This window comes from Acinetobacter qingfengensis (genome assembly GCF_008693185.1).
Taxonomy (GTDB): Bacteria; Pseudomonadota; Gammaproteobacteria; order Pseudomonadales; family Moraxellaceae; genus Acinetobacter; species Acinetobacter qingfengensis.
Genome location: NZ_VXKN01000002.1, coordinates 285,654 through 299,322, shown reverse-complemented (window position 1 = coordinate 299,322; position 13,669 = coordinate 285,654). Strand labels below are relative to the sequence as shown.

Sequence of the window (13,669 nt, the reverse complement as noted above, 5' to 3'; positions counted from 1 at the left end):
ATGATTTATAAATCTATATATACAACATCAGCCTTGCAACAATTGGCACAGGCAACAACAACCGGCTCACAAATCCGCTTGACCCATTTTGCCGTTGGCGATGGAAACGGTTATGCCACCACACCCGATGCAGCACAAACCCAACTGGTTCGAGAATGTTACCGCAGTACTGTCAATCGGGTGTTTCAAGATCCTGAAAACGACAATATCTTTACGCTTGAATTGATCGTTCCGGCCAATATTGACGCATTTGTAATGCGTGAAGTCGGTGTGTTTGATAGCAATGGAAATTTATTTATTGTTGGCAATCTTCCAGACGTTTATAAACCGGCAGACGACTCAGGTATTTCATCAGATTGTTGCTTCCGCATTCCATTTGTTGTTAGTAATGCAGAAAGCATTGAATTAAAGATTGATCCGAACGTTGTCATTGCGACCCAAAGTTGGATTATTAATACACTGACCCCGGCTTACATGTTTCCTGGAGGGACAACCGGACAGATTTTAAAAAAAGCATCTAATGCAGATGGTGATACAGTCTGGTCAGATCCGAGTACTGCGGATGTGCATGTCAGTACGGTAGAAGAAGAACAAACTTTAGCAGCAAATCAGACCGTTGTGACATTGGCCAATATTACGACAACTGGGCTGGCGGTATATATAAATGGCGACAGGATCAGCAATAAAACCGGTAGTGATGGTTGGCAAGTACAGTCAGATACAAAAATCGTTTTAGGAAAATCTTATACTGCCGGTGCAAAAATACTTGCTGTACAAAATGATCCATTGGGTACTATTCCATATCCCCTGGCCAAGACCAATAATCTCAGTGATGTCCCTGATAAAACCGCAGCACGTACCAATCTTGATGTCTTCAGCAAAACAGAAAGCCGGGCAAATGGATTACCTGCCGGATCGATTATTGCATTTGCGAATACCACAGCACCGGTAGGCTATCTCAAAGCCAATGGAGCAGCAGTATCTCGTACAGTTTATACAGACCTTTTCGCCGCAATTGGCACAATTTATGGTGCAGGTGATAACGTCAACACATTTAATCTTCCGGATTTACGTGCAGAATTTATTCGAGGTTTTGATGATGCACGAGGAATTGATACAAATAGAAATATTGGCTCAAAACAAAGTGATGCGATCAGAAATATTACAGGGCAATTTTCTGCGGCAGATGATAACCGTGTTCCAGGTGGGATTTTATCTGGAGCATTTTACGATACTGGCAAAACTAACGGAACGGATCGTGGTGGACAATCTGCACAGCCGATAGTCGGCTTTGATGCTTCACTCATTGTACCGACGGCTAACGAAAATCGTCCTCGCAACGTCGCAATGTTGTATTGCATTAAATATTAAGCAAGGTGTGAAATGAGCAAAACAGTTTATCAATATAATTACGCAGGTCTTTATACAGGCACAACTGAAGCAGACGAAAGTCCATTAGAGCCGGGTGTATTTTTATTACCGGCCAACTCAACCGAAATTCATCCACCCAAAGCCTGGCCAGAAGATCAGTGGCCACGGTTTGACGGCCAAAGTTGGCAACTCATCACAAAGCCAACGCAACAGACAGAAAAATCTGCTGAAGAAAAACTGGTAGCATTTTTAAATGATAATCCGGATGTGATGAAGTTGATGAGGAAGTAAATCAAGTTGTAAATCATTCAAATACAACTTCATCCCAATGCAATTGAACGTATTATTTGTAAGCCTGTGAACTGAAAACATCCAGCTCACAGGCTTTTTTATGGCACAAGAATATCATCACGGTGTCCGGGTATTAGAACTCAATGATGGCACCCGTCCCATTCAAACTGTATCCAGTTCAATTATCGGCATGGTTTGTACTGCTTCCGATGCTGATGCAGAAAAATTTCCACTCAATCGTCCGGTATTGCTTACCAATGTTCAATCGGCTTTAAACAACGCAGGTGAACTTGGCACACTGGCACCTTCGCTTCAGGCCATTGCAGACCAGGGCAATGCAGCCACGGTCGTGGTACGTGTAGAGCAAAAATCTGCTACAGCAGAACAAACCTCCGCAATCATTGGCGGTACTGTAAACGGCAAATACACAGGAATGAAAGCCTTACTCGCAGCGGAAGCTCAACTCGGAGTTAAACCTCGTATTCTAGGCGTCCCCGGTCTAGACACTTCAGCAGTATCAGTTGCATTAATCAGTATTGCTCAATCATTGCGTGGTTTTGCTTATATTTCTGCAAATGGCTGTCAAACCAAAGAAGAGGCGGTCGCTTATCGTCAGACTTTTGGTGCACGTGAAGCTATGGTGTTATGGCCAGATTTTTTGGGTTGGGACACAGCATCCAGTGCAACTACCACATTTGATGCGACAGCCCGGGCATTAGGCCTGCGAGCAAAAATTGACAACGACACAGGTTGGCAAAAAACCTTATCCAATATTGCAGTTAATGGCGTGACTGGAATCAGTAAAGATGTCTATTGGCAACTTCAAGATCCAACCACAGATGCCGGTTATCTGAATCAGAACGACATCACCACACTTATTCAGCGTGACGGCTTTCGTTTTTGGGGTTCTCGTACTTGTACAGATGATCCGCTATTTGCGTTTGAAAACTACACTCGTACCGCACAAATCCTCATGGACACCATGGCTGAAGGACACATGTGGGCAGTCGATAAACCACTAACGCCAGGACTGGCCAAAGATATTATCGAAGGTATCAATGCAAAACTCCGAGAATTGACATTGGGTAACTACTTACTGGGTGGCGAATGCTGGCTCGATCCAGCGATCAATACCAAGGAAGTGCTGAAATCTGGCCAGTTCTATATCGACTACGATTACACACCGGTTCCACCGCTTGAAAACCTTACCTTACGTCAACGCATTACCGACCGTTATCTGGTGGATTTTGCCTCTCGTGTAACTACAGGATAAATATCATGGCTTTACCCAAAAAACTTAAAATGATGAACCTCTATAATGAGGGTAATTCATACCTTGGCCAGACCGGAGAGGTGACCTTACCCAAGCTATCACGCAAATTGGAAAACTGGCGTGGTGGTGGCATGAACGGCAATGTCAAAGTCGATCTAGGCTTAGGCGACGATGTCAATGAAATGACGTGGAAACTCGGTGGTTTAGATAAACTGGTGCTACAACAGTTCGGTGCTGCCTCAGTATCCGCATTGGGTTTACGTTTTGCAGGCTCATATCAACGGGACGATACCCGTGAAACTGATGCCGTCGAAATCGTAGTCCGTGGCCGTCATGAAGAAATCGACTTTGGTAACGCCAAAGCCGGTGATGACACAGAAACTACAATCAAAACCATTTGGACCTATTACAAACTTTCCATCAATGGTGAAACCATCATTGAAATTGATATTGTGGGTATTAAAGAAGTCGTCAACGGTGTCGATCTATTAGAAGAGCACCGTAACAACATCGGTCTATAGTTTCCAACCCTCTGGTGAACTCCCCAATCGCCAGAGGTTTTTTTATTTATTTTTATGGAGCATGAATCATGCAAACCGAGCAACAAACCGAAAATACCCAAGCCATCCAGTCGGACGTACAAACGATTGAATTAGACAGCCCGGTAATGATGGGTAATCTTGAAATCAAATCGATTGAAATTCGCAAGCCAAATGTCCAGGCATTACAAGGTGTAAAAATTGCGGATCTGCTACAGGGCGATGTCACTGCAATTTGCACTGTTTTACCCCGTATCAGCACACCATCCTTAACCAAGTCACAAGTGATTCAACTAGATCCGGCAGATTTGGCACAAATCGGTGGAGCGATCATGCTTTTTTTGCAACCGAAATCAATACGATTGGAAGTATTACGCCAACAGTAGAAGATGCCATTGCAAATATAGCGGTGGTCTTTCACTGGCCACCACAATATTACGATGCCATGTCAGTTAGTCAGTTGATGCAATGGCATCAAAAAGCCATTGAACGAAATGGAAACGATGCCGAATGAAGCCCTTAAAACTTGAAGTCATCTTTGGATCAAAGGACAATCTTAGTCCAGCATTAAAAATGATGGTTGGCAGCAATAATGCTGCTGCCAAAGCCTTAAAAAATACCCGAGATGAATTAAAAAAATTACAGGATCAACAAAAACAAGTTGATACTTTTAGAAAGCTCAAAGACGATGTAAAACAGGCTACTGTTGAGTTAGAGCGTAATAAAAAAACAGTGCAATCGTTACGTGAGCAATTGGCCATAAATCCTGATGCAAAATTAACTCAGGAACTAAAAAAAGCAGAGAACCAGATAAAACAATTGACCAAGGTCGTTACTGAAGGACGTCCACGCTTAGTCACATTGCGTAATGAGCTGAATGAAACTGGTTTGAAGTCACAAAATCTTGCAGAACATCAGCAAGATTTGAAAAATAAAATTACAGCAGCCAATACGTCAATTGATAATCAAAAAACAAAATTGGAAAATCTTAATCGGATACAGCAAAATCATCAAAAATATGCTGGTAATGTTAGAACAGCAGCGATGTATGGTGCAGGGGCAACTGCCACAGGTATGGCTGCCATGTATCAGATGCGTAAGCCAATCGAAGAAAGTAAACATGTAGATATTGAAGAAGCCCGTATTGCATCTTTAGGTTTAGGTCAAAAGTCGACTGATGAAGCCATCAAATATGCCAAGGCAATGAAAACTTTTGGTACATCTACGCTTGATAATCTTCAATTGGTACGAGATGGGGTTACAGCCTTTGCGGACGTGCATCATGCACAAATGGTTGCTCCAACACTGGCCAAAATGAAATTTGCCAACGAAGCCATGTACGGTAATGAACAGGGTGCAGAAAATGAAAAGAAATTCATGGATATGCTTAAAGTCATTGAAATGCGTAATGGCCTAAAAAGTGAAAAAGCCTTTCAGGAACAAGCCAACATTATCCAACAGGTCATTACTGCTACTGGTGGACGTGTACAGGCTGGAGAATGGCTAAATGCCATCAAGACCGGAGGGGTGGCGGTTAAAGGATTAACAAATGAAGCTCTTTACTACAAGATGGAACCAATTGTACAGGAACTAGGAGGTGATCGTTTTGGTACATCGGCCATGTCAGCATATCAAAACATATATCAAGGACGTACCACAGTTCGAGCCGCTCGAAATATGGCTGATTTTGGTTTACTTGACGGTGATAAAGTTACTTATGACAAAGTAGGGCAAGTCGCCCATTTAAATCCTGGTGCGTTAAAGGGCGGAGAATTATTTAAACAAGACCAATTTGCATGGATGGAACAAGTTTTACTACCTGCATTGGCAAAAAAAGGCATCACAGAAAGAGGCGCAATCCATGATGCAATAGGAAGTATGTTTACTAACCGAAATGCTTCTAACTTGTTTACAACGATGTATGATCAAAGGGATCAGATCCATAAAAACTCTAAATTAAATGCTGGGGCAGACAATATTGATCAACTCAATACCAAAGCCGTTAATACCACGGCAGGTAAAGAACTTGAAGCAAGAGCAAAACTGCATGATGCCTATTTACAGTTTGGTACCATGATTTTACCCATTTATACCCAAGCCATGATTATGGCTGCCAATGCCATGCAAGGCTTTACCACTTGGATGCAAAAAAATCCGACACTGGCAAAAGCATTTGGCACTGGTTTACTTGTCATTGCAGCAGGATTAATTGCCATAGGTGGCTTATTAGTGGTGTTTTCACCGCTTATCTTGGGCATTTTAAGCTTAAGACTTGTGATGAAAACTTTGGGTGTGGAAGGAGGCATTCTAACTAAAATATTTGGTGGTTTTAGCACATCATCTCTGGCGTTAACTACCAGATTTAATTCTATTATATCTAGAGTTTCTATTTTATCTAATGTTCTTAGGGCAAAGCTATCTTCAGCTTGGGTTACCAGTAATCCCAAAGATTTCATATCCCGTCTCAGACAATTACCTAATATCATAAAAGCAGTCATTGCAAACAGTTGGGCGATGACCAAAGCTTTTGGTGTACAGGTATATACATCATTTATAAATGCGGCTCGAGGAGCATGGTTGTTTGCAACTGCATTAACCAAAAATACTATTGCCGCTTTACGAAATTATACTCTTGCAGCCTCAAATGCTATTAGGGTAAATGGATTACTTGGTACTTCCAAAATTTTACTTAAAAATGCTGCACTAGGATTATGGTCTGTTTTAAGCGGTGGAGCTGTCGGAATTTTTACAACATTAGCAACAGGTATCAGATTAGCAGCACAAAGTATATTATTTCTTGGACGTGCTTTGTTGATGAATCCAATTGGCTTGGCTATTACAGCAATAGCAGGTGCAGCTTTTTTAATTTATAAATACTGGCAACCAATAAAAGCATTTTTCACTGGCTTTTGGCAAGGGTTTACCGAAGGTATAGCTCCATTAAGTGCAGCGTTTTCCCCTTTATTTCAGACGATTGGCTCAGCATTAACACCACTTAAGCCAATATGGGATTGGTTGATTGGTGCATTTAAAACAGCATGGCAATGGGTTAGTAAATTATTTCAGCCATTTCAAGCAACCAAGCAACAATTGGACAGTGCAACTTCCAGTGGTAAAGCTTTTGGCTTATGGCTTGCTGGTTTGGTGAATATCGTTGCAGGGTTAGTAGGAAAATTCTTTAATTTTGGTGCAAATATTATTCAAGGATTAATTAATGGGATTATGTCTGGGTTTGATAAACTCAAATCGACTTGGACAAAAGTGACCAGTTTTATTCCAAATTTTTTCACCAAGAAAAATGAAATCCGCAGCCCAAGCCGTCTATTTAAACGCTTTGGTGGCTATATCACAGAAGGCTTACATTTAGGCTTAATGTCGGAGTTCCCACAGCTTAAAAACCAATACAGCAAAATTCAGGATCTCTTTACTGCCGGTATTAATAGCCCGGCTATGGACAAAGTCAAAACAGCAGCCCCATTGGTCGCAAAAATTTTACCCGGACAAGCTGTGGCCAGCAAATCACGTTCAGGTGGTATTACCATCGAAGGCGATACCATTACCGTCCAGATCCATGCAGCACCGGGACAGCCGGTCAACAATTTACTTAAGCAATTTGAGCAACTCCTCAATCAACGTGACCGTGAAAAAGCTGCACGTATTCGAGACAGTTATTTAGATCAGGAATAAACAAAATGATGATGATATTTGGCATGTTCCCATTTTCAATTCCGACCGCAACCTATCAGCAATTACAACGTAGCACCAACTGGCGACATCCCAGTAATTCCCGTGTCGGTGATATGCCGGCCTATCAATTTATCGGCAGGGGAGAGGACACTATTACACTGGAAGGCAGTATCGTTCCGGAGTTTGGCTCACAGATGAGCATCACCGCATTACGCACTATGGGCGATACCGGTAAAGCCTTTCCGCTCATCTCAGGTACAGGTAAAGTCTATGGTCTATATATCCTCAAGGACTTACAGGAAACTCAAACCTATTTCTTTAAAGATGGTTTACCCAGAAAAATCGATTTTACCATTCAACTGGAGCAAGTACAGAAAGCCGGTACCTTGATCGGTTCAACCGCCAGCAAACTGATTGGATTGGCATTATGACAATACTGAATTCACTATCAATCTTTGCGACCGATGCACTCAATGCCAGTCCACGAGCCATTTATAAACTTAAAGTGGACGGTACCGATATTTCTTCTTTTCTCAACAATCGCCTAATCCGCATGACCATCGAAAACAAACGTGGACTGGAGTCGGACAGCCTTAGTTTGGAACTTTCCGACCATGACGGTTTACTCGATTTACCCAGTAAAAATGCAGTTATTGATGTGTGGATCGGTTGGGAAGCTACAGGATTGGTCTATAAAGGACGTTATATCGTCAATGAAATAGAACACGCTGGCGCACCGGATGTCATCAGCATCCGTGCCACCAGTGCAGATATGAAAAAATCCCTAAAACAAAAGAAAGAACGCAGCTTTGATAACATCACCTTACAAGATATCGTCCAAACCATCGCATTTGAAAATGAACTTAAGGTATCTGTTCACGAGCAGCTGGCCACACGTAAAATTGTCCATCTGGATCAGAACGAATCCAACGCCAATTTACTCACTCGATTGGCAGATGAGCATGATGCCATTGCCACCATCAAAAATGGTACCTTACTTTTTATGCCCAAAGGTCAAAGCCAAACCATTTCTGGCCAGGAACTACCAACTTTCCTGATACAACGCAGTTACGGTGATAGTCACCGTTATAGCTGTACCGATGGCGGTGAAGAAATTACCGCAGTCCGGGCATTTTACTACGATGATAAAATGGCAAAAAAACTGGAAGTCTTGGTTGGTGATGAGAGCAATCAAAACATCAAAGAATTACGTCATATTCATAGGGACAAAGACACCGCCACATTTGCGGCCAGAGCCAAACTCAACAATCTGAAGCGGACATCAGAAACCCTAAGCTATAGCCTGGCATTAGGCAATCCGGAACTCATTCCCGAAATGACATTTTTATTTGACGGTCTCAAAGCGCAGATTGATGAAGTATTCTGGTTAGGCACAACCATTATCGACAATCTCGACAGCTCAGGCGGATATACCACAGATATACAGCTTGAACTATTCTTCCCGGATGCTGATGATGTCTCGGAACTATTTGAAGATCAATTTGTATCTGAAAAAGATAAGAAATGGACAGGAGTAGTGGTCTATTATCAAGATGGCAACAAAGCTGTAAAACTGACTAAAGGCGATCAAGCCAATCCCAAGCATTTTACCTATCTTTATGTGACCAAAGCAGCAGCCCAGCAACGTCTTGATCAAGAATATGCATTATTGGATCTCGAAACAGGCAAATTTAGAGCACACAATGCACTGGAAGAAAAACCATATACAGGTTTAAAAGTACAATATACCATTGGTAAAAAACTTGCCCCACGCTACTGGACAACCTTGGGCGATCAATCTAATCCAAAAGTTATTAATCGTGTGTATCAAAGTAAAAAAGCCGCAGAAAAACGCTTAAAAAGTGAATTACCACGGCTTAATGCACGTAAAGACATGCTTGAGCAAGTCAAACAGGATCAAGATAATTAGAAATTATAAATGATCAACTCATTGCCATTGTGTTCTTCATGTGCAGCTTTGGCATTGACTGACCAGCGTATCTTACGATGAGTCATAGAATAATCTTTAAATAATTCCCGAACTTCAGGGACATCGTTCAAACTTAAAATAAACTTGCCCTGAATCTGATCCAGTGTTTCCTTCAGGGCGTAAAAATCCTGTTTTGACCAAATTCCTTTACCATACACATTTTCACAATCCCAATAGGGCGGATCAAGATAGAACAAAGTACCTGGCGCATCCATTCTTTTGATCACATAATCATAACCGGCATTTTCGACAATCACGTTTTGCAAACGTTCGTGGATCGACTGCAAATGTTCACGTAATCGTTCACCCAATCGCATCCGATTGGATCGATCCTTGGAATATGTAAATGTTCCATCCAGCTGACAACCAAACGCTGCCCGCAGTAAATAATAAAATTTTGCAGCACGTTGAATATCAGTTAAACCTTCCTTGGCGTGTTTTAAATCATTAAAGATTGTTCTGGAGAATAGTTGCAATTCAAACTCAGTCAGAAAAGCATCAAAATGATATTTTAATATTCGGTATAGATTGACCAAATCATCATTAATATCATTGATCAACTCGACAGGGGAGGGCGTTTTTTTAAACAATACCCATCCTGCACCACCAAAGACTTCAACATAGGTTTGATGCTCCGGCATCATCTCGATAATGGTTCTGGCCAGTTGTGATTTACCACCTAACCAACCACTGAAACTATGGCCTTTAGGATTGTATTGTGGAGAGAGGTTTTGTGTCATGGATCTTACCTGTATTGGGATGCTCAGGGCATTCAGGTAAGGCACTCAAGGTGCTCGAAAAAATATTTAAGGTTTTACAACGAGGGCATTTGATTTCCAAACAATCGTACTGCCCAATTTTTGCCAGTAGCTTATAACAGCATCGACATTTGATCATGTGCATAACATTTTTTCTATTCCGAAAAAATCGAACTAATAGTATTCAAAAAGAGATTAAAGCACAAATATTTAACCGAATAATCTATAATAGAATATTAATTTATGCGGTGAATTGAAATGGCTGGAAGTCCACAAATGAACTGCCCACATTGTGGGGAAAAACTTAAAATCAGATCAAGTAAGAGACAACACATTTTGCTTAAACAGATATGGTTACAATGTACAAATATCAAATGTGGATATACTTGTGCTGGCAATATCGACATTACTCATCAGCTTTCGCCTAGTGCTATACCTAATCCTAAAATAACCTTGGAAACTTATCAAGAGAAGAATAAACAACAATATTCCTCTCATGATTGATAAAACCAGTTGTAAATCATTCAAATACAACCTATCACATAAGACAAATATTATACTTACACATATCCTTGGTTCATAAAAAACAAAACCCCAAAGACGGCAATCTTTGAGGTTTCTGTTTCCACCACTTAACAGACTAAGGGTAGAACCTATGAATAAGTTTACCAAAGGTAAATTTGAATTGCATCTCAAACAGGGCGTAAAAATGGAAGGTAATTTATCACCATATTTAAGATTTTGTATTGGTACTGCAATTCTGCTTATTGCAGCAAGCCCTTTCTTATGTGCTTTGGCTTATTTATTACAACAAATTTAAAATTCAAGAAATGTAGAATTTAAATCATTGATCAATTAATTTTTTTAAACCTTTCAAGTTTCCCAGTATGTTAAATAAATATGCGCACAATAAAATAAGCAGAAATAATATAGTCATTACCCAATTTTGGTTAAATGATTTAAAAAATATCCATATATATCCAGCAGCCATGCCAATAATTAAAATAGATAGAATTAAGTAAAACCCAGAGGCAATGATGGCAAGTTTATTAATCATTTTTTCTGTAAATAAACACTCAATTTTATTTCTATCGTAGTCCACTTTTATAGTGAACCATCGTTTCTGTATAGCTTTAACTTGTAGCTCAACATCCCTTACATCACGATCAAAAAGCATAAATATTAATTCGTATGGAAAATTTCGTGTTCCAAAAGCAGCATTGGTTTCCTTTTGAAGTATAAACTTAGGTTTAGGATCTATCTGATTTTTTAGATAAACATTCTCATAATAATCAACAAGTGTAGTAGCATCGGTTTGATATTTTTTTCTATTTAGTTCAAGCCTATAGGAAGGTAAAAACAAAAATTTAAAAATATTGATAAAAACAACAATTACCCCTGCAATACTTAAAAATGAAAGAATTGGCGTCAATATAGAGCTAAAATTTATCTCACTAAAAATCATTTATTTCACCACCTGATTAAACTTTTTTTCATATTCTTTGGCTTGTGTAGGAGTAAATGTTTTATCCAATCTTAGTAAAAATAAGCCTTTCTTATACATATACTGGTTTGTTGTAGGATCTGAGAGATGGACACTTTTCACATAGTTGTATCTTCGGTCTCGGTCAGCTAGATTTTTGAATTTTTCGAGTGTTCCACCTTTAAAGAGAATAGGGTCTATGTCACTGTCATAATATCCATCACTTTCAAATTTTGGATCAATTAAAGGATCTGGCCATGAAACTTTTTCAATGTATTGATTTGGACGACCGAGTTGTTCATTTGGATCTGTTTTTTCATCAAATGGGTAAATGAAATCAAGCCCTTTCACTTTAAGACCGAATGCAACTTCAATTGCACTTTGTGCAAATGCCAAAGGCGTTACCAGTAGGCAGATTAAAAAAAATCCTAAAATCTTTTTTCGCATATTATAAATTCCCCAATAAATACAATATTCTAAAAAATAGCAATGTGCTATCTTGACATAGTGATGCACTATTTAGCAATATTACTATTTCAAGAAATTAAACATAAAATTATGGTTAAATTTACATTTAAAAAGATACAATCCTTGCAGGATAAGGGGTTCTTCTACAATCGGTATAGTAGCTATGATGCCGATCTAAAGTTGACACCATTAGCCATTCGATGGTTGTTAAATTATCTTAGAAATAAGAAACTTGGCGAAAAGAAAATATCTGAGACATTGTTGCATGAATTTACTACGATTACAGAGGATTCATCTTTTTTACCTCTATATATCAAGGCTGTACCTTTAGAAGTCAGAGATAAAAAAACGGATGTTTATCAATTTATTTTTTATCTTGTTGATGACCATATAAAGACTTTTCGTAGCATTCGACCTATTTGGGGCAATCTAGAAAATGAGATAAAAATTGATCAGGATTTTTCAGGGGGAAAAATGGAAGGTATTTTTAAGGCAATAGAAAGTGACGGATTTACAATTACGGTTTTTCTAACTTTTACAGATGAAGAGTTGGCTATTCTAAAAAGTGGTCAACCATTGATTATTGATTAATTTAAATAGATAACAGAAATGTTTTAACTCTGGAAAGGAATATATGAACTATATTATTCATAATTGGGATGATATTAAAGATCATTTTGAAGATAGTACCTTGATTTTAGGTAATGGTGCGAGCAGAAATGTAAGCGAGGATTTTAATTATAAAAATCTGAAGAAAGAGGCAGAAGATAGAGGGCTACTAAGCCAAGATGTTTTGAAATTATTTAAAACATTTGACACTACAGATTTTGAACTAATTTTAAGAACTTTATTTTATGCTAATTTAGTTAATGTTGATTTAGGAATAAAAGATAATCAGTCAACACGAGCATATAAATCTATTAGTAATGCTTTAATTACATTAGTTCGTGATGTACATTCTAATTATGCAAAGGTAAATTTTAAAAATATTGGTAAATTTATTGAAAATTTTAGCTTCATATTTCCTTTGAATTATGATCTTATTATTTACTGGACTATCCTCTATTTAAATGAAAATAATAAAAATAATGTTTACAAAGACTGTTTTGGCTACGGGGGAAAATTTAATAAGAGTTTATTCTCTGAAAGATATCCTGAGAACAACAAAACGTCCAGAATTGTGGCTTACCCACACGGAATGCTTGCATTAAATAAGAATAAGACTGGACAAGAGTTAAAGGTAGCACGAAAGAAACCTGATGGAGACAATCTATCATGTGAACTTCTGGAAGAAATATTATCTAATTGGGAGAGCCAAGAATATTCACCAATATTTGTAAGTGAAGGAACATCAGGGAAAAAAATAGAAACGATAGAGCGAAGTAGATATTTAAATACAGTATATAAGGAATATATACCAAACGCTTTAATACCCTCGACAACATTTGAAAGGAAAAATCCAAAAAATCTTACAATTTTTGGTTGGGCATTAGGTGAGCAAGATGAACATATCATTAAAGCTTTAATATCAAAAGTTAGGGGAGATTCTTTAAATAATATGAAAATTGCTTATTCTGTTTCTTCTAAGTATAAGCAGGAACAGCTTGCTGGACTGGATCTTAAAATTAAAAAAATATTTAAAATAAAGACATGGAATTCTGATAAAAAAGATTATGAATATTTAGATATTAAAAACTTGGAAATATTATTTTTTGATCGAGATTCATTAGGATCTTGGAAAAATAACGCAATTTAGCTTTTATAGTGCATCACTATTGACATCTTACAACATAGTGATGCACTATAACA

General features: G+C 38.6%; 17 protein-coding genes. 13 read left to right on the top strand and 4 right to left on the bottom strand.

The window, feature by feature from the left end:
• The 9 genes from F4V57_RS03895 (at position 1) to F4V57_RS03855 (ending at position 9,091) form a co-directional block, all read left to right on the top strand.
• Positions 1 to 1,371 (top strand): phage tail-collar fiber domain-containing protein, encoded by a 1,371-nt coding sequence (locus F4V57_RS03895; RefSeq protein WP_070069622.1) that lies wholly within the window; start codon positions 1 to 3, stop codon positions 1,369 to 1,371.
• Between the two features lie 12 nt (positions 1,372 to 1,383).
• Positions 1,384 to 1,662 (top strand): phage tail protein, encoded by a 279-nt coding sequence (locus tag F4V57_RS03890; RefSeq protein ID WP_070069623.1) that lies wholly within the window; start codon positions 1,384 to 1,386, stop codon positions 1,660 to 1,662.
• 100 nt (positions 1,663 to 1,762) lie between these two features.
• Complete coding sequence (locus tag F4V57_RS03885) at positions 1,763 to 2,935, top strand: phage tail sheath protein (RefSeq protein WP_070069624.1); 1,173 nt, start codon at positions 1,763 to 1,765, stop codon at positions 2,933 to 2,935.
• A gap of 5 nt (positions 2,936 to 2,940) precedes the next feature.
• Positions 2,941 to 3,456, top strand: a complete 516-nt coding sequence (locus tag F4V57_RS03880; protein ID WP_070069625.1) for a phage major tail tube protein — start codon at positions 2,941 to 2,943, stop codon at positions 3,454 to 3,456.
• A gap of 68 nt (positions 3,457 to 3,524) precedes the next feature.
• Positions 3,525 to 3,860, top strand: a complete 336-nt coding sequence (locus F4V57_RS03875) for a phage tail assembly protein (RefSeq protein ID WP_070069626.1) — start codon at positions 3,525 to 3,527, stop codon at positions 3,858 to 3,860.
• Positions 3,827 to 3,988 (top strand): GpE family phage tail protein, encoded by a 162-nt coding sequence (locus F4V57_RS03870; protein ID WP_407642982.1) that lies wholly within the window; start codon positions 3,827 to 3,829, stop codon positions 3,986 to 3,988. The genes F4V57_RS03875 and F4V57_RS03870 overlap by 34 nt, the downstream gene beginning before the upstream one ends.
• Complete coding sequence (locus F4V57_RS03865; protein WP_070069627.1) at positions 3,985 to 7,161, top strand: hypothetical protein; 3,177 nt, start codon at positions 3,985 to 3,987, stop codon at positions 7,159 to 7,161. The genes F4V57_RS03870 and F4V57_RS03865 overlap by 4 nt, the downstream gene beginning before the upstream one ends.
• 5 nt (positions 7,162 to 7,166) lie before the next feature.
• Positions 7,167 to 7,592: a phage tail protein gene (locus F4V57_RS03860; RefSeq protein ID WP_070069628.1), complete on the top strand. Its 426-nt coding sequence runs from the start codon at positions 7,167 to 7,169 to the stop codon at positions 7,590 to 7,592.
• Positions 7,589 to 9,091, top strand: a complete 1,503-nt coding sequence (locus F4V57_RS03855) for a contractile injection system protein, VgrG/Pvc8 family (RefSeq protein WP_070069629.1) — start codon at positions 7,589 to 7,591, stop codon at positions 9,089 to 9,091. The genes F4V57_RS03860 and F4V57_RS03855 overlap by 4 nt, the downstream gene beginning before the upstream one ends.
• On the opposite strand, the gene F4V57_RS03850 is transcribed toward F4V57_RS03855, so the two are convergent.
• Both F4V57_RS03850 and F4V57_RS15095 read right to left on the bottom strand, forming a co-directional pair.
• Entirely contained in the window at positions 9,088 to 9,891 is an 804-nt protein-coding gene (locus tag F4V57_RS03850) for a DNA adenine methylase (protein ID WP_070069630.1), read from the bottom strand. The two genes, F4V57_RS03855 and F4V57_RS03850, sit on opposite strands and share 4 nt — an antisense overlap.
• Positions 9,857 to 10,048 (bottom strand): Com family DNA-binding transcriptional regulator, encoded by a 192-nt coding sequence (locus F4V57_RS15095; RefSeq protein ID WP_227515679.1) that lies wholly within the window; start codon positions 10,046 to 10,048, stop codon positions 9,857 to 9,859. The genes F4V57_RS03850 and F4V57_RS15095 overlap by 35 nt, the downstream gene beginning before the upstream one ends.
• Before the next feature lie 119 nt (positions 10,049 to 10,167).
• On the opposite strand from F4V57_RS15095, the gene F4V57_RS03840 reads away from it, so the two are divergent.
• Together F4V57_RS03840 and F4V57_RS14745 are read left to right on the top strand one after the other, a co-directional pair.
• The gene (locus F4V57_RS03840; protein WP_070069631.1) at positions 10,168 to 10,413 is read left to right on the top strand and encodes an ogr/Delta-like zinc finger family protein; all 246 of its coding nucleotides are present in this window, start codon (positions 10,168 to 10,170) and stop codon (positions 10,411 to 10,413) included.
• Positions 10,414 to 10,564: 151 nt separating this feature from the next.
• Positions 10,565 to 10,729 carry a hypothetical protein gene (locus F4V57_RS14745; RefSeq protein ID WP_171257532.1) on the top strand — a complete coding sequence of 55 codons (165 nt, stop codon included), beginning with the start codon at positions 10,565 to 10,567 and terminating at the stop codon, positions 10,727 to 10,729.
• A gap of 24 nt (positions 10,730 to 10,753) precedes the next feature.
• Here the strand turns inward: F4V57_RS14745 and F4V57_RS03835 are convergent, their stop codons facing one another.
• Positions 10,754 to 11,374, bottom strand: coding sequence for a hypothetical protein (locus tag F4V57_RS03835; RefSeq protein WP_070069632.1), 621 nt, complete (start codon positions 11,372 to 11,374; stop codon positions 10,754 to 10,756).
• Complete coding sequence (locus F4V57_RS03830) at positions 11,375 to 11,839, bottom strand: hypothetical protein (protein ID WP_070069633.1); 465 nt, start codon at positions 11,837 to 11,839, stop codon at positions 11,375 to 11,377.
• Between the two features lie 63 nt (positions 11,840 to 11,902).
• Between F4V57_RS03830 and F4V57_RS03825 the strand changes: the two genes are divergently transcribed.
• Both F4V57_RS03825 and F4V57_RS03820 read left to right on the top strand, forming a co-directional pair.
• On the top strand, positions 11,903 to 12,451 hold the full coding sequence (locus F4V57_RS03825; RefSeq protein WP_070069634.1) for a hypothetical protein: 549 nt from the start codon (positions 11,903 to 11,905) through the stop codon (positions 12,449 to 12,451).
• Positions 12,452 to 12,494: 43 nt separating this feature from the next.
• On the top strand, positions 12,495 to 13,616 hold the full coding sequence (locus F4V57_RS03820) for a DUF4917 family protein (protein WP_070069635.1): 1,122 nt from the start codon (positions 12,495 to 12,497) through the stop codon (positions 13,614 to 13,616).
• Positions 13,617 to 13,669: the final 53 nt, after the last annotated feature.

Coding starts and splice junctions, on each gene's coding strand:
- F4V57_RS03895 (WP_070069622.1), top strand. CDS start 1: ATGATTTATAAATCTATATATACAACATCAGCCTTGCAACAATTGGCA.
- F4V57_RS03890 (WP_070069623.1), top strand. CDS start 1,384: ATGAGCAAAACAGTTTATCAATATAATTACGCAGGTCTTTATACAGGC.
- F4V57_RS03885 (WP_070069624.1), top strand. CDS start 1,763: ATGGCACAAGAATATCATCACGGTGTCCGGGTATTAGAACTCAATGAT.
- F4V57_RS03880 (WP_070069625.1), top strand. CDS start 2,941: ATGGCTTTACCCAAAAAACTTAAAATGATGAACCTCTATAATGAGGGT.
- F4V57_RS03875 (WP_070069626.1), top strand. CDS start 3,525: ATGCAAACCGAGCAACAAACCGAAAATACCCAAGCCATCCAGTCGGAC.
- F4V57_RS03865 (WP_070069627.1), top strand. CDS start 3,985: ATGAAGCCCTTAAAACTTGAAGTCATCTTTGGATCAAAGGACAATCTT.
- F4V57_RS03860 (WP_070069628.1), top strand. CDS start 7,167: ATGATGATGATATTTGGCATGTTCCCATTTTCAATTCCGACCGCAACC.
- F4V57_RS03855 (WP_070069629.1), top strand. CDS start 7,589: ATGACAATACTGAATTCACTATCAATCTTTGCGACCGATGCACTCAAT.
- F4V57_RS03850 (WP_070069630.1), bottom strand. CDS start 9,891: ATGACACAAAACCTCTCTCCACAATACAATCCTAAAGGCCATAGTTTC.
- F4V57_RS15095 (WP_227515679.1), bottom strand. CDS start 10,048: ATGATCAAATGTCGATGCTGTTATAAGCTACTGGCAAAAATTGGGCAG.
- F4V57_RS03840 (WP_070069631.1), top strand. CDS start 10,168: ATGGCTGGAAGTCCACAAATGAACTGCCCACATTGTGGGGAAAAACTT.
- F4V57_RS14745 (WP_171257532.1), top strand. CDS start 10,565: ATGAATAAGTTTACCAAAGGTAAATTTGAATTGCATCTCAAACAGGGC.
- F4V57_RS03835 (WP_070069632.1), bottom strand. CDS start 11,374: ATGATTTTTAGTGAGATAAATTTTAGCTCTATATTGACGCCAATTCTT.
- F4V57_RS03830 (WP_070069633.1), bottom strand. CDS start 11,839: ATGCGAAAAAAGATTTTAGGATTTTTTTTAATCTGCCTACTGGTAACG.
- F4V57_RS03825 (WP_070069634.1), top strand. CDS start 11,903: ATGCACTATTTAGCAATATTACTATTTCAAGAAATTAAACATAAAATT.
- F4V57_RS03820 (WP_070069635.1), top strand. CDS start 12,495: ATGAACTATATTATTCATAATTGGGATGATATTAAAGATCATTTTGAA.